The 14,313-nt window shown below is 46.1% G+C and carries 14 protein-coding genes and 3 pseudogenes; 2 read left to right on the top strand and 15 right to left on the bottom strand.

Annotated elements, in window-relative coordinates:
- Positions 1–233 precede the first annotated feature (233 nt).
- From MiSe_RS32180 to MiSe_RS32120, 15 genes and pseudogenes are all read right to left on the bottom strand, one after another.
- Positions 234–1,457, bottom strand: a complete 1,224-nt coding sequence (locus MiSe_RS32180) for a glycosyltransferase family 4 protein (RefSeq protein ID WP_226587794.1) — start codon at positions 1,455–1,457, stop codon at positions 234–236.
- Positions 1,458–1,951: 494 nt separating this feature from the next.
- A pseudogene (locus MiSe_RS54105) lies at positions 1,952–2,140 on the bottom strand (hydantoinase/oxoprolinase N-terminal domain-containing protein); the annotation flags it as partial.
- 175 nt (positions 2,141–2,315) lie between these two features.
- Positions 2,316–2,592: pseudogene (locus tag MiSe_RS54100) on the bottom strand (hydantoinase/oxoprolinase N-terminal domain-containing protein); the annotation flags it as partial.
- A gap of 164 nt (positions 2,593–2,756) precedes the next feature.
- A complete protein-coding gene (locus MiSe_RS32170; RefSeq protein WP_226587790.1) occupies positions 2,757–4,043 on the bottom strand; it encodes a glycosyltransferase in 1,287 nt (428 codons plus the stop codon).
- A 285-nt stretch (positions 4,044–4,328) separates the two neighbouring features.
- Positions 4,329–4,520 (bottom strand): hypothetical protein, encoded by a 192-nt coding sequence (locus MiSe_RS32165; protein ID WP_226587788.1) that lies wholly within the window; start codon positions 4,518–4,520, stop codon positions 4,329–4,331.
- Between the two features lie 460 nt (positions 4,521–4,980).
- Positions 4,981–6,576 (bottom strand): DHA2 family efflux MFS transporter permease subunit, encoded by a 1,596-nt coding sequence (locus MiSe_RS32160; protein WP_226587786.1) that lies wholly within the window; start codon positions 6,574–6,576, stop codon positions 4,981–4,983.
- 126 nt (positions 6,577–6,702) lie between these two features.
- Positions 6,703–7,968, bottom strand: coding sequence for an MFS transporter (locus MiSe_RS32155; protein WP_226587784.1), 1,266 nt, complete (start codon positions 7,966–7,968; stop codon positions 6,703–6,705).
- Between the two features lie 236 nt (positions 7,969–8,204).
- Positions 8,205–8,534, bottom strand: a complete 330-nt coding sequence (locus MiSe_RS51340; RefSeq protein ID WP_264196741.1) for an SDR family NAD(P)-dependent oxidoreductase — start codon at positions 8,532–8,534, stop codon at positions 8,205–8,207.
- A 74-nt stretch (positions 8,535–8,608) separates the two neighbouring features.
- Entirely contained in the window at positions 8,609–8,947 is a 339-nt protein-coding gene (locus MiSe_RS51335; protein ID WP_264196740.1) for an SDR family NAD(P)-dependent oxidoreductase, read from the bottom strand.
- 98 nt (positions 8,948–9,045) lie between these two features.
- Positions 9,046–10,032, bottom strand: a complete 987-nt coding sequence (locus tag MiSe_RS32145) for an aldo/keto reductase (protein WP_226587782.1) — start codon at positions 10,030–10,032, stop codon at positions 9,046–9,048.
- 55 nt (positions 10,033–10,087) lie between these two features.
- Positions 10,088–11,887, bottom strand: a complete 1,800-nt coding sequence (locus MiSe_RS32140) for an HlyD family efflux transporter periplasmic adaptor subunit (protein ID WP_226587780.1) — start codon at positions 11,885–11,887, stop codon at positions 10,088–10,090.
- A 151-nt stretch (positions 11,888–12,038) separates the two neighbouring features.
- Complete coding sequence (locus tag MiSe_RS32135) at positions 12,039–12,506, bottom strand: MarR family winged helix-turn-helix transcriptional regulator (protein ID WP_226587778.1); 468 nt, start codon at positions 12,504–12,506, stop codon at positions 12,039–12,041.
- A gap of 87 nt (positions 12,507–12,593) precedes the next feature.
- Entirely contained in the window at positions 12,594–12,929 is a 336-nt protein-coding gene (locus MiSe_RS32130; protein WP_226587776.1) for a XisI protein, read from the bottom strand.
- Positions 12,917–13,331, bottom strand: a pseudogene (locus MiSe_RS32125) (XisH family protein). The gene MiSe_RS32130 and the pseudogene MiSe_RS32125 overlap by 13 nt, the downstream one beginning before the upstream one ends.
- An 81-nt stretch (positions 13,332–13,412) precedes the next feature.
- A complete protein-coding gene (locus tag MiSe_RS32120; protein WP_226587774.1) occupies positions 13,413–13,652 on the bottom strand; it encodes a helix-turn-helix domain-containing protein in 240 nt (79 codons plus the stop codon).
- 117 nt (positions 13,653–13,769) lie between these two features.
- Between MiSe_RS32120 and MiSe_RS32115 the strand changes: the two genes are divergently transcribed.
- Together MiSe_RS32115 and MiSe_RS32110 are read left to right on the top strand one after the other, a co-directional pair.
- Positions 13,770–14,024, top strand: a complete 255-nt coding sequence (locus MiSe_RS32115; protein ID WP_226587772.1) for a hypothetical protein — start codon at positions 13,770–13,772, stop codon at positions 14,022–14,024.
- On the top strand, positions 14,011–14,313 hold a 303-nt coding region (locus tag MiSe_RS32110), incomplete at its 3' end, for a hypothetical protein (RefSeq protein WP_226587770.1). The genes MiSe_RS32115 and MiSe_RS32110, both read left to right, overlap by 14 nt.

The raw sequence follows: 14,313 nt of genomic DNA, 5'->3' as shown, positions 1-14,313 counted from the left end.
GTTATCCTATCACGTGACACCTTGCTCAATTGCAGACGGTGAGGCCCCATGACACGTTTGGCGGCCACTTTTTTTGCAAAAACCGGGTTTCTCTGAAAAATCGTCGGGAAAGGGAACTCGAGATATGCCTCCCTGCCGCACTCGCTTTCGCAGCAAGAAACTTTGGTGATAGGAGGGTCGCTATTTATCTGGGGCAAAAACTCGCTTTCTTTCCCTGAATCAATCACGCCAACCTACAGGAAATCAAGTTTAGCCTTGAGGTTATTCTCCTGATTAATTGTCATAATTACAGATCTAAATGCCGCCCCCCAACTGTAGGAGGAATCGTAAAATTGCGCTTGCCATGCTAAACAATTTTGTCGCTTTTGTTCGTAGAACTGGCGGTTGTCGCACAACTCTAGCAAGGCATCGCCATAGGCTTTGGTATCATTAGGTGGAACTTCCACAATCGCGTCGCCCACGTAGGAAATCCCTGGACAGACTGCTGAGGTCACTACGGGACGACCCGCTAGAACGCCTTCTGCTAAAACTTTATTAAATCCCTCTACAAAGTCAGTCCGCGTCGGCACGATAACGACATGGCAAGTCTTGTACATCTCCTGCATTTTTGGCTTGTTGTAGTATCCGTGATAGGTAAAAAAGGACTCAACCCCAGCCAGTTTTGCCTCTTGGCGCCAGGACTCCAGCGCCGACCCAGTTCCGCAAATATCGAACGTAATATCCTCTCTGCCCATTTCCTGAAAGCGCTTGGCAATTTGCAGCAGATCGAAAACGCCTTTATTTCGTTCTATCCTTCCTGCAAACAGCACCCGAAATGGCGATCGCTTCTCATCAGGTTCTCCTACTCCTACAAACTCTTTTGTACTGTAGGTGGGGATGAATTCCACAATTGGTTGGTGCTGACCAGATGTTAGTTGCGCCACTTGCTTTGCAACTTCATTCCCAATCCCCAAGATCGCCGTACAGTCTTTAGCAAAGAAATTTCGGTTCAGTCCTAAGATTAGTTTCTCCACCCGACGTTGGGGCAGAAACTTACACCACAGGGTACAGTGTATTGTCGGGATCGCTTTCACTCCCAACCAAGTCAGTAGGGACAAGACAAACCAGTGGGTTGTACCCTCCGCCACCACTGCAACATCAGCTCGCCAAGCGATCGCTGTCGCAACTAACCGCAACCCGTACCATACTTGACCGACATGATATAACAGACCCGATGCCCTGCTTAACGGGTTCGGACGATGTTCTAGGATGAATTGACCGTCACGCAAAAATTTTTTCTTCTCCCATAAGGAGATAACATAGGCTTTTGCATCCAAGTTGCGACACGCATTGTAGAACTGACTCGAATAGGTAATTGCCACCTGGGATGGATCGTCTTGCGCTTTAATCCAATATTTATAGGTTCCAATCACATCGCCAGGTCCTGCGGCGTACAGTATTCGAAGTTGTTTGGACATTGTTTTACCAGTTGGTTGTTTTCTAAGACAAACAGTATAATAATCCGATTGAGGTATTTTGGTATTGTTCTATCAGATCGCCTTAGTTTCACTCTCTATTGTGGCTAGCAATAAACAGCCTATTTCCTTTGACTAAAAAAGGAACGATTCTAACCAGTAACCTGCATTTTTTCCCAGCCTGCTTCCACAATAAAATATATTTTATCCGGGATTTTTTAGACTTTTATCTCCCATTTAAAGCAGCGATCGTAAACAACAACTAACTACCTCCTATCTTGATTTTTTTTTCTCGATTTTTCCAAGGGTAAAAATACTTATTTTATCTCAAATTTTTTGTGTAATTTTAGTCCATTTAATTCGAGTAACCCAGAGATTTTTTAAGGTGGTTTATTTATCAAAACCTTTGCCAGACAAGCAGTTCATCATAGCTTTATGTAAAAGCGTTGTTCAGTATATTAAAGTTTATGTATAGTTATGTACAAAAAAATCTCTGCAGCTGGCAAAGCAGGGCGGAAACTATCAAAATTAACTCGAATTAATTCTTCACCAAGATCGCTGTAGCGTTGTTCAACTTCGATTACCCGCTCCTAGAGCATTTCTGGCAATATTATATGACGGGCGAAGATATCCGGGCGGTTTTGATAGCCGATGGGGAGGGCGTGTTTAAAACCTTTGGTAATTAACGCAAGTTGCTAGTTATTCAAATTGGTAATTGGTAATTGGATTGATTGGCAGTCTACTCTTGACAATTACCCATTACCCTCGTGACCACGGCAGATCCTAGCAGTCAGAAACCCGGTTTCTTCGTAGAGAGAAACCGGGTTTCAATGCCTTGGGATGTAACTAGCAACTTGAGTTAATTAGAAGGACTGTGGGGGATCCTTTCCTTGTCCCATAGCGCATTCATCGCTACCGTTGTCCCCATTTTGACAGCTTCTATTTGTTTTGCGGGGATGGGTGCATTAACATCAATTCCTCAAATCTCCCGAATTCCTTGCACCGCTGCATCTTTGTAGCTTGAGGGATTTTCCGATAGCAGCTTGTGTCTTACTAGATTACCATCGGGACGCCGCGCCACAATATCGGTAAATGTACCGCGGCGATCGATAAACAATTGCGATTGGTTATTGTTCATTCATTACCGAGCCTGCAAATAAAATATATGGTGTAGGTGCGAAAAGTTATGCCAGCGCGATCCCATACCTCTGTCTGCCGAGACGCCTACCCCACAATAACTTTAGCTTTTTTTGTCGGGTAGGCATCCGGGCGGCGCCAAATCTTTTTTGCACAAGTCCGATCTTAAACCAAACTTTGCTGGCGCTGTGGGGTAAGCATTTCCGGAAGGGTAGATACACCCAGGTGTTTTTTAATCAAGTTGCTGCGCTCGTGAAAAACAGCCTCATCATTGAATCGCTTACCGTTTTCACCTGCTTCTCGGATCAAATTTGACAACTGCTGTCGCTCTTTGGACAAAGTTACCAGCAGATCGCCGAGTTTTTGCCAATTCCCCATTGGCACGAACTTACCACCGCCAAAATCCCCAATCAGTTCGTCAGCATAGCTATTTTGATAACCTACGATCGGCGTGCCGCAGACTAGCGCTTCGATCAGGCAACGCGGTGATTCTTTTGTCACGTGGGTAAACAGCATCATGTGAGATTCCTTGATGCGCTGGAGTAGTTTATCTCGATTTTTCTCCCATCCAGTTACCTCTATACAAGAATTTAGATCCAGCTTTTCAATCAGCGCTTTCATTTCATCCATTAATCTGCCGTCACCCAGCCAAGTGGCGTGAATGTTAGCACCATTATCCCGCGCCTGACCGATTGCTTTCACCCAGTCTAAAGGCGCTTTCATTGGCTCTATACGTCCTGCGTAACAGATGCGGAGGGTGGGTTCTATTTTAGTCCGCAAAACTTTTTTATTCAGCTCTTTTTCGCCAATCCCATCTCCTGGTTTGAGGTGAATGTCGTGAACCAGATAGCTATTTTTGCAAAACGGACTGTACGCCGAATAGCAATCTTGCCCGTGCCACAAACCCAGGGTGCAATTTTCAATAATCCGCTCGTGGTACATCTCTATTAGCGGCGCTTCTACTGTGGCTTTGATGCGTTTTTTTAAACTTGCTCCTCTGGCAGATTTTAAAACCACATCATGCGTTACCCAATCGGTGTGAATAGCATACTGTCTGCCTTGTTTGCGCGCTTCTAGGGCTGCGATCACCGCCCAATCCCCCATCAATCCGTTAATGGCAAATTGGAGATACTCGCTGTTTTCGATTAATTCTGCTAGCTGCGCCCGCACCCTACTATAACAAGAAATAAAGTCGGATATTTTATAGGCCCAAGGTAACGGCACTAATTTAAATCTTTCTGGTTTTTCTAAAGTTGCCGTATCGCGCCAAGTCATAGTTTTTTCTTGTGCCGCCAGCGCTTCTGGTATAGTCGGTGCAGCCACAATTACCGACTCAAAATTATCTGCCCACCGTTCCAATCCATTGCAAGCTTGTGTATCAAAAAACAGCCGATTTTCTTTAACCAAGAAAGGAACGGGTAGAACCAGTAACATGCCTTTTCTTTTCATCATTTTTACCCCTGCAAAATTTTATTTATTGACACGTACTTTAGGCTTTGATTTGTGCTTGACTCCAATTACATTGGAGCTAACCTTAATATCTCTTTTAGCTCAACTAAAATCCAACGGTATAAGTACGCAAAAATCAAAAATAATTATTTCTACTGAAGGAGGCTGTGGCTAACCAGAATAATTTCCCAGGACTTACGCAGGACAGAACATCACCTTTTTCATAGAAACAAAGTTAAAAGGCAACAGGCAATAGGCAACAGGCAACTTTATGTTTTGGATGGGGATTTATACCCCACCCAAAACATACCAGTTGTAGAAGTCGGGGCCTCTGACTCCCAAAAACGGGAACAGGAAACTGTTGCCTGTTGCCTGTTGCCTGTTCCCTTCTTCGGTGATTTGTGTAAGTCCTGTTTCGGTAAAAGCCGATGGTTTTTCAGTTTTTGATGCGATCAAAGCCTTGCCAGACAAGCATTTCATATTTTTTTCAAGTAATTTCACTGATTGGCAATATATTGACGTTAATAACGAAACCCAAAACGAGCAGACTAATATCGTGTTCGGTAGCATCGGACTTGCATATTTAATGGTGTTGTAGGGGCGGGTAATACCCTCTACCTTTAGTTGTATTGATAAACCCGCCCCGTCCTGATATATAGCGGATTGCAGCCGTATGATATTATTGTCCTGAGGCAACGGTTGTGTAACTGCTAATAGCTAATCGCTAATGGCTGCTCTCGAGGCAATTGACAATTAGCAATTAGCAATTAGCAATTAGCAATTAGCAATTAGCAATTAGCCATCCATACACTACCGATACCACCGGACATGATATAACTGGTTGGGTTTCACTGTCGTTCAACCCAACCTACAATTTGTCTAACTTTTCGCCCCTATCCATCCCCACCCCATAGGCGGATGGGGAATTTCGCGGAATTTGTTAATGTGCAGCAGCGCCGCCAGTCGCTTTAACTTTCTTAAAGAACAAGATGGCAACGCCACTTAACAGCAAAGTCCACGCCACAAAGTAAAAGCAATCGTTAAACGCCATCACAAACGCTTCCCGGCGAACAATATTGCTAATCGCCTGAAGCGCTTGATTTTGCGCCGTCACCAAATCCGATCCGCGACTGATAAAATACTGAGTCAACTGGTCAATTCGCTGCTGCGTGGCCCGATTGTATAGCGAAACTGCATCCCCCAAGCGATTCGAGTGAAATTGCTCTCGCTGCGTCACTAAAGTTGCCAATATGGCAATGCCAATTGAACCGCCCAAATTTCGCATCATATTGAATAACCCGGAAGCAGACCCAGCATTTTCTGCTTCAATTCCAGCGGTGGCAATTGTGGAAAGCGGTACCATAATCAAAGGTTGTCCCATCGCCCGGACTAATTGCGACCAACGCAACTGATCGATTCCCGTATCGTGGGTCATATTCGAGTTCATAAAACAGCTGACCGCAAATAAACTGACACCCACTCCAATCAAAACGCGAATATCGATTCGCTGCATTAATTTTGGCACTAACGGCACGATAAATAACTGGGGAACCCCCGCCCACATAATTACTTCGCCAATTTGCATCGCGTTGTATCTTTGAATTTGGGCTAAATAAAGCGGCAAAATATAAATCGAACCGTATAACCCGACGCCCAAAGATACGTTGACGATACTGGCTAAACCGAAATTGCGCCGTAACAATAACCGCAGATTAATAAAAGGTCGCTTGCGGGTTAGTTCTACTGCGAAAAATATGGTGAGGAAAATAGCAGCAAGGATACTTAACCGCACAATAAAATCCGACTCAAACCAATCCTTGCGACTGCCTTCTTCTAAAACAACTTGCAGCGAACCCAAACCAATCGCCATCGAAATAATCCCGCCCCAGTCGCCTTGTTTTAGCAACCCTAATTGCAGGGGTTTTGGTTCGACGGCATACCAAACTGCTGCCAACAATAATAATCCCGGTACGATATTAAGATAAAACACATATTCCCAGCCGTAATTTTCCGTTAACCATCCCCCTAAAGTTGGCCCAATTGAGGGAGCAAATGTGGCGGTAATCGCAAACATCGCTAAACCAATCGGCTGCTTTGCTGGGGGTATGTTGGTAATAATAAAAGTAAACGCCATCGGAATTAAAACGCCGCCTGTAAATCCTTGCAAGGCGCGAAATACAATCATCGAACCCAGATTCCACGCCCAAGCACAGCAGACAGAAAAGAAGATAAAGAAGGCGGCATTGACTAAAAGATACCAGCGAATTGAAAAAACTCGCGATAGCCATCCCGTGAGGGGAATCACGACAATTTCTGCCACGAGATAAGCGGTAGAAATCCAGGAACCTTCTTCTAACGTCGCACCCAATGCTGCTTGGATATCTTGTAGGGAGGCGTTGGTAATTTGAATATCCAACACCGCCATGAACGCACCCAAAATTGTCCCAAGAACCCCGATCCAGGTTTTAACGGAAACTTGATTAGCTGGAGTGGCTGGCTTTTGATTTTGCTCTCTGGCAGCACCTGTGTCGGTCATAGCAAACTCCAATAATTTTAGATTTTATATTTTAGATTTTATATTTGGTTAATTCTGAGTTTTTTTTTAATAATTTGCCTTGGCTCAGAAACCGGGTTTTTTACAAAAACCCGGTTTCTTTCTGGGCTACGAAGTAATGCCTAGTTTGGCATAAATTGGCTGAACTAAAGATTTTAAACTCGGTAACTGTCGGGCGAAATAAATTGAACCTAAAATGCAAATAACGCCGCTGATAATTAAAGTATTCTGCGCGCCGATGTAGTTCGCCAAACCACCAGCGAATAAATTACCAAAGGGTATAACTCCAAAAAATGCCATTGTATAGATGCTGAGGACTCTTGCCCGTTTATCATCTTCCACAATCGTTTGAATAAACGTATTGCTAGAGGCAAATTGCAGAATGAAACCCACGCCGCTTAGCAACATCATCAGTAAGGAAAACCACATGACGCGCGATACAGCAAATCCCACGATTGCTATTCCCAACAGCGCCGGAGAATAGGCGATGATTTTCCCAATTCCGACGATACTTTTGCGCGTACTCAAATACACCGCACCCCATAGCGCGCCGATTCCCGATGCTGCCATTAAAAACCCTAACGCATCGGGGCCGCCGTTCAATATTTTGGTAGCAAAGATTGGCACTAAAACGGTGTATTGCATTCCCCAAAAACTGACCAATGCTAACAGCAAGATGATGGCGCGAATCGGTGCAAAGCCAAAGGTGTAAACAAAGCCTTCTTTCAATCTTTGTAACGCATTACCGCTGACGGGTTTTATCGTTCGCGGCTTGAGTTTCATCGCTAATAATGCGATAATAACCGCAATGTAGCTGATGCCGTCAATTAAAAAGCAAACCCCGGCGCTATAGGCTGCGAGTACCACTCCAGCGGCGGCGGGGCCGATTAATCTGGCACCGTTGAACATAGAAGCGTTGAGTGCGATCGCATTCGCCAAATCCTCTTTTCTTTCGATTATTTCCGGCACAAAAGCTTGCCGCGCCGGGGCATCAAATGAATTGACAATTCCTTGAAATAAACTCAATCCAATCAAATGCCAAATATTCACCACCCCCGTCAGCGCTAATACCGCTAGCGTTAGCGACTGAATCATCGACAGGATTTGAGTCCAAATGATAACTTGATGGCGATTCCATCGATCGACCAAAACACCCGCAAACGGCAAGAAAATTAAACTGGGAATTTGGCTGGTAAATCCCACAATTCCCAACAACCAAGGCGACGCGCTTAACTGATAAACCAGCCAAACTGTCGCCACTTGCGTCATCCAACTTCCAATCAGAGATAACCCTTGCCCTGCAAAGAAAAGGCGATAGTTTCTCGACCTAAAAGCCGGTATGTCCGGTATCCACTTTCTCGCGCCTATCCCCATGCCGGTATCGTCCTTAAGATTGATTTTATAGTATTATCTTAATAATTCTACACAATTGTTTTCCTTTTGCCATCCTACTAAAGACAAGGTTGCTTGGGTTGAGGTAACTAATGCAGGACTTACGCAGCAACTCCACATACAGAGGTGGCGGTGGTACATACAAAGATGTTGCGTAAGTCCTGTAATAGCCATTAACCATTAGCCATTAGCCATTAGCTATTAGCAGCATTACCAAATCAAATCATCTGCATTCCGCCACTAACTGGCAGGTAAGTTCCCGTGATAAACTTTGCTTGATCGGAAGCTAAGAGTAGAATAGCGCCTGCAATATCTTCAGGCATTCCATTCCTTCTTAAAGGAGTCATTTGGGCAGTAGCATCCTGATGTTCTTGAGGTAAAAATGCCGTAGCATCTGTGATAGTTAAACCAGGTGCTACGGCGTTAACTCGAATGCCGTGGGGGCCTAATTCCAGTGCTAAGCTTTTTACTAAGCCATCCAATGCAGATTTAGCCGTAGTGTGGGATGAAAATCCAGGGGCGGGATGGCGAGAAAGCCCGTTACTCATAACAATAATGCAACCTTTTTTTGTTCGATCATCGAGGGAATTACGGCTTGACAAGGAAAGAATGTGCTTTTCAGTTACGATAAAACTTTATGCTCGAAATCTTCCCATTTATACTCTAAAAATGGAGCGATGGGAAACGGCCCTGCGGCGTTTAATATTAATGTATCGATAGCGCCAAGTGCTTCAGTTACCTGCTGCACCATTGCCTTCACTTCGTCGTTGTTTGTCATGTTTGCTTTGACTGCAAAAGCTTTACCACCTTCTGCTTCAATTGCCTTAACTACTTCTTGTGCCGCCGCTGGGTTACTGTAGTAATTAACGCCAACTGCCGCCCCGTGGCGGGCTAAAAGTTTAGCGGTAGCGGCACCAATACCCCGACTCGCACCTGTAACGAGGGCAATTCTGTCTTTCATCAACATAGATTTCCCCAAAGTTCAGATTACACTTCTCCAGCAGATAAAGCTAAAGGCAGGCGATCCGCCCACCCCACAAGAGTTTTTGCAGAAGTCTATTAAAGATTGACAGCGCGCATGGCAAATTCTGGATAGCGATCGCCTACCGCAAAACCTTTGGGCGCTATGCTATTAATCGTCGCCAAATCGTCAGGGGTAAGGTTAATTTCCACCGCTGCAATATTTTCTTCCAGATATTTCTGTCTCTTAGTTCCTGGAATCGGGACGATATCTTCCCCTTGCGCCAACAGCCAAGCTAACGCTAATTGAGAAGCCGTGCAACCTTTTTCTGCTGCTAACTGTTCCACAGCTTTTACTAATTCTAAATTCTGCTGAAAATTCTCCCCTTGGAAGCGCGGTGAATTCCGCCGCCAATCATCTGCCTCTAAGTCGTCAATACTCTTTATTTGTCCCGTCAAAAAACCGCGCCCCAAGGGACTATAGGCAACAAAAGTAATCCCTAATTCGCGACAAGTTGGCAGAATTTCATCTTCCGGATCTCGACTCCAAAGTGAATATTCTCTCTGCAAAGCACTAATCGGATGAACTGCATTTGCCCTTCGAATCGTTCCCACCGCCGCTTCCGAAAGTCCCAGGTAGCGAACTTTACCAGCTTGTACTAATTCTGCCATTGCCCCGACTGTTTCTTCAATCGGCACGTTGGGGTCAACCCGATGCTGATAATAAAGGTCGATTGCGTCTATTCCCAAGCGTTTCAGGCTGGCGTCGCCAGCTTGCCGTACATATTCCGGGCGTCCGCTAACGCCTAAAAAACCGCCATCTTCTGACCGTACATTTCCAAACTTAGTAGCAATAATTACTTTTTCGCGGCGGTCTTTAATCGCCCTTCCCACCAGTTCCTCGTTGCGTCCGACTCCGTACATATCGGCAGTATCGAGAAAATTGATACCCAAATCTAGGGCGCGGTGGATGGTAGACTTCGCTTCTTCCTCATCCCGCTGTCCGTAAAATTCGGACATCCCCATGCACCCTAGTCCAATCGCGGAAACGTTTATGGAACTGTTGCCTAATTGACGGTATTTCATGGTTGGGTAATTGCTAATTGCTAATTGCTAATTGCTGATTTCATCAGGATAGCAATTATTTGACTTCGACGCTTACCTCGGCAGACATACCGGGAGCAATCCGCGATTCGTAGCCTTTGACACTATCAGCATGGAAGACAATTTTGACTGGAATCCGCTGCACAACTTTGGTAAAGTTTCCCGTGGCATTATCTGGCGGTAACAATGCGAACTGAGAACCACTAGCTGGAGAAAAACTATCAACAATACCATTAAAGGTTTGATTCGGGAAAGCATCAAGCTTGATTTCTACTTCTTGCCCTGGTTTCATTTTTTGTAGCTGGGTTTCTTTAAAGTTGGCAACTACCCAAATATCGTTGCTGACTATTGCCATTAAAGGCGTTCCTGCTTGCACTCTTTGCCCAACTTCTACGGATTTTCTACCCACTCTTCCATCCGCAGGCGCGGCAATATCGGTGTAGGATAGTTGCAATTGTGCATCTTTGAGCGATGCTTGGGCTGATGCGATCGCCGCATTAGCCGCTTCGTACTGACGCCGATTCACTTGGGTTTGTTGATTCCCCGCCGTCGCTTGTTGCAGTCCACCTTTAGAAGTTGCCAGTTTCGCTTGGGCGCTGATAATCCCTTCCCTCGCTTGTGCAACTTTCGCTTGTGCCTTGGTAATACCTTCTCTAGCGGCTGCAACTTGTGCTTGGGCGCTGGCGACACCTTGTTGTGCGCCTGCAACTTGTGCTTGCGCTCTGGTAACGCCTTGTTGTGCGCCTGCGACTTGTGCTTGGGCGCTGGCGACACCTTGTTGTGCGCCTGCGACTTTTGCCTTAGCTTGCGCTACGTTTTCTTGAGCTTGCGCCAAACGTGCTTGCGCTTGTTGCACCCCTTGAAGCGCGGCATTTCTTTGCGCTACTACCACGTCGTAGGCGGCTTTGGCGGAGTCGAGTTGCTGACGCGCGATCGCTCCCGTCTGATATAAGCTTTGGTAGCGGTTATAGTCGGTTTGCAGCTTTTGCAAGTTAGCTTCGGCTTGTTCCACCTGGCTTTGGGCGGCGGATATCCCCGCTTGGGCTTCTTGCACAGATGCTTCTGCTCTCGGCACTCCGGCTTGGGCTTCTTGCACAAATGCTTGCGCTTGGCTAACTCCGGCTTTGGCGGCTTCTACGGCGGCTTGCGCTTGGGGTACGCCTGCTTTGGCGGCTTCTACAGCAGCTTGGGCTTGGGGTACTCCCGCTTCGGCTTGGTTAAGCGCCGCAACTGCTGCGGGTACTCCCGATTCGGCTTCCGCCAGCGCCGCTTTTGCTGTATCTATCCCAGCCACGGCGTTGCTGATATCGCCTTGGGCTTGAGTTGTTTTGGCAGTAGCTGTTTGTGCCGATAAAGCTATGTTCGCATTTGCAGCAGTGGCTTGGCTTTTTGCCGCTTGTAATGCTGCTTCTACTTGTTGCACTTTTACTTGATAGTCGCGCGGATCGAGTTTAATCAATAAGTCGCCTTGTTTGACAACTTGGTTATCGTTTACCATCACGTCCGCAACTGTACCGTTGATACGACTCGATACGTTGTAGACGTGTCCGATGACGGTGGCGTTTTCGGTTTCTTGGTGCCTGGATGCATACTGCCACCAGTTGTATCCAAACGTACCTGCTCCCGCGAGCGCTCCCACTCCCAATACTGCCAAAATTGCTTTAACAGGCCGTTTCCCGCCTTTTTTCGGCGTTGGCGGCACAACTTCAGGGGTTTGAGGCCCTTGGGTTTCCCGCTCTGGAGCGATAATGGTTGCGATCGCTACACCTTTCTCTTGATCCCGGTCTACTATCCCAGGCTGGCGTCCGTTGAGTACAGCAGTATTGGTGCGTTCCATACTTGTTTTCCCTGACCTTTTGTTTGTCTGGAGATAATAAGCAGTCTTTTATTTCGTACCCTTAATTTTTTCTAGATTTATTATAGCACTTTTATTTAGGACGCTAAGTATTTAACAAAATTTAACAAAATGGGCTGCTCCTGGGAAGCAGCTAGGAGAGGTTAGCGATCGCAATATCGACGAGTTGGGAAAACCGCTGTTGCTCTTCTGCTGGGATTCCTTGCAGAATTTGCTCGCGCATTTCCAGGGCAATCGGGGGTAAAATTTCTTGGAGTTGCGCTCCGGCGTCGGTGAGCCAGATGCGCCAGATGCGGCGATCGCGCCTATCCCTCTCGCGGCGAATCAGTCCCCGTTCTTCCATGCGATCGAGTACGCCTGTAAGGGTTCCTCCCACCTGTTGCAGTTTCTCGCCAATCGCACAAGTAGCTAAACCGTCTTCTTCCCACAAACAGCACAATACCACCCAGTGGAACGGTGTCAGCCCGTAAGGGTCGAGTCGCTCTTGAAACTTGCGCGTCATTAGCTGAGATAGCAGCTTAATCCGGTAGCCCAAGCCATAAGGGGCGCAGACTTGTCGCAACTGTTTTGGTAGGGTTTGCTTGATAGATGCAGAAGTCATGGCGGCTCCCGTAATTACTTAGCGCTCTAAATATAATTAGAAGAGATATTTTGCTTTTGTGTCAAGGGAGGGACAACAGGGGGGGATCTACGCTACTCCGTACCCTGTATAAGGGCGCTTGTAAGGTGGATGCAACCCCAAGACGATATCCTGCGGCGCGACTCCCATGTCTACTAATTCCCGCGCAATATCCACATCGGTCATGTTGCGTTGAATCCAAATCTTGCCATCTTTGATATCAAAGTGCATGAAACAGTTGTAAACCCGCTTGAGTTTTTCCCATCCAACATCTAAAAGCTGATAATGGTCGCGTTCCACATCAAAAATCAGCTGACATTCGATATCCGAATTACTATCAAAAACAGCCGCGTGTTCGGTTAGTAATTTACGAATACATTGGCGATAATGTTCTAGTCTTTCCATTCAACAATCGCCTCCTTGAGAGGATCGTATACCAATAATTTAATTTGATATAGCTTGACAGACTCCTGAGTAAATCGCTCTTGAAAGAACGTATCAAATGTTTCCAAAGGCACTGCTAAGTAAAGAGTTCTGTCTGGCTCACTCATTTGCAAAGCGAGGCGATAATTTAAAAATTGCCCCAGTGCCGAGTGAAAGTCAGTGATGGCAGAGCTATTGAGAAAACTTTTAACTTCGACGGCAATTTTTCGCCCTGCCTTCTCGGCTGCAAATACCTTCTCTGCTGCCAAGTCAATTTCAAGTTTGACACCCTCAATCTTGATTATGAACATCGGCTGTAATTACCCACTGCTGCTTCAAGAGTGCCTGTCTTACCGCATTATGGAATAGGTCTTTGGCAGCCATTACTCCTCACACAGTTTCTAGCCCGATCTTAAACCAGCCAGTGGCGATCGCATCCTACACGAGCAAAGCTCTCTCTTCCCATTACTCGTTATTCTCAAGCGCATCAACCAGATAGAGCTTGATGAATGCTTCGGCGGCGGCTGGGTTAACTGTTTCTAACGCTTTGACCAGATCTACAACCGTCTCGGCGGTAGGATCTCGGATTTCGTGAACCCAACGATAAACGCTATTGCGTTCGATTCCCAAAGCCACTGCGATACTGTACTGGCTTATGTCGTAAGTCTCTAGCACCTGTTTGAGGGCTTTTCCTGCTCTTCCCATGCTCCTAATCGTGTCAGAAGAGCAGGAAATCGTAAACGCCACCCAAGTTGTTGACTGTCATCTTATATGACGACTAATCTTTGATCTATAGGAACGTCATTGCACAGGTAAAACCATATGCAAACAAACTTTCTGACAGATACCGAGGAAAACCCTGATGTTCGCGTATCCATTGATACTTCTGAACGAAGGAGTTCCAACAGGGAATCAGTCCGAGTGCTGTTAATCGGATCGCGCCTTGGCGTTATCCGCACGATTCACAAGTTTTATCGTCTCAAAGTCGCGGAAGTGGGGGATTGGAGTGCTTTGCAACCGGGTCGCAAACCGGGTGAATTCATGAGTATCTTAACGTTGCATTTTGCGACAAATTAATTGCCATCCATCGGCGTCGGGGCACGGCATGATTAAAATTCTTGGTTTGGATCAAGATACTGGGAATGCTGTGCCCCTACTGGACGACAAATTAATTGCCATCAGCAGGATTAAAATTCTTGGTTTGGATCAAGATACTGGGAATGCTGTGCCCCTACTGGGCGACAAATTAATTGCCATCAGCAGGATTAAAATTCTTGGTTTGGATCAAGATACTGGGAATGCTGTGCCCCTACTGGGCGACAAATTAATTGCCATCAGCAGGATTAAAATTCTTGGTTTGGATCAA

Source organism: Microseira wollei NIES-4236, assembly GCF_020521235.1.
Lineage (GTDB): Bacteria > Cyanobacteriota > Cyanobacteriia > Cyanobacteriales > Aerosakkonemataceae > Microseira > Microseira wollei.
This window is presented reverse-complemented; position numbering and strand designations above follow the sequence as displayed.

Excerpts from the sequence above, each read along its gene's own strand:
- MiSe_RS32180 (WP_226587794.1), bottom strand. The coding sequence starts at position 1,457 with ATGTCCAAACAACTTCGAATACTGTACGCCGCAGGACCTGGCGATGTG.
- MiSe_RS32170 (WP_226587790.1), bottom strand. The coding sequence starts at position 4,043 with ATGATGAAAAGAAAAGGCATGTTACTGGTTCTACCCGTTCCTTTCTTG.
- MiSe_RS32165 (WP_226587788.1), bottom strand. The coding sequence starts at position 4,520 with ATGAAATGCTTGTCTGGCAAGGCTTTGATCGCATCAAAAACTGAAAAA.
- MiSe_RS32160 (WP_226587786.1), bottom strand. The coding sequence starts at position 6,576 with ATGACCGACACAGGTGCTGCCAGAGAGCAAAATCAAAAGCCAGCCACT.
- MiSe_RS32155 (WP_226587784.1), bottom strand. The coding sequence starts at position 7,968 with ATGGGGATAGGCGCGAGAAAGTGGATACCGGACATACCGGCTTTTAGG.
- MiSe_RS51340 (WP_264196741.1), bottom strand. The coding sequence starts at position 8,534 with ATGAGTAACGGGCTTTCTCGCCATCCCGCCCCTGGATTTTCATCCCAC.
- MiSe_RS51335 (WP_264196740.1), bottom strand. The coding sequence starts at position 8,947 with ATGAAAGACAGAATTGCCCTCGTTACAGGTGCGAGTCGGGGTATTGGT.
- MiSe_RS32145 (WP_226587782.1), bottom strand. The coding sequence starts at position 10,032 with ATGAAATACCGTCAATTAGGCAACAGTTCCATAAACGTTTCCGCGATT.
- MiSe_RS32140 (WP_226587780.1), bottom strand. The coding sequence starts at position 11,887 with ATGGAACGCACCAATACTGCTGTACTCAACGGACGCCAGCCTGGGATA.
- MiSe_RS32135 (WP_226587778.1), bottom strand. The coding sequence starts at position 12,506 with ATGACTTCTGCATCTATCAAGCAAACCCTACCAAAACAGTTGCGACAA.
- MiSe_RS32130 (WP_226587776.1), bottom strand. The coding sequence starts at position 12,929 with ATGGAAAGACTAGAACATTATCGCCAATGTATTCGTAAATTACTAACC.
- MiSe_RS32120 (WP_226587774.1), bottom strand. The coding sequence starts at position 13,652 with ATGGGAAGAGCAGGAAAAGCCCTCAAACAGGTGCTAGAGACTTACGAC.
- MiSe_RS32115 (WP_226587772.1), top strand. The coding sequence starts at position 13,770 with ATGCAAACAAACTTTCTGACAGATACCGAGGAAAACCCTGATGTTCGC.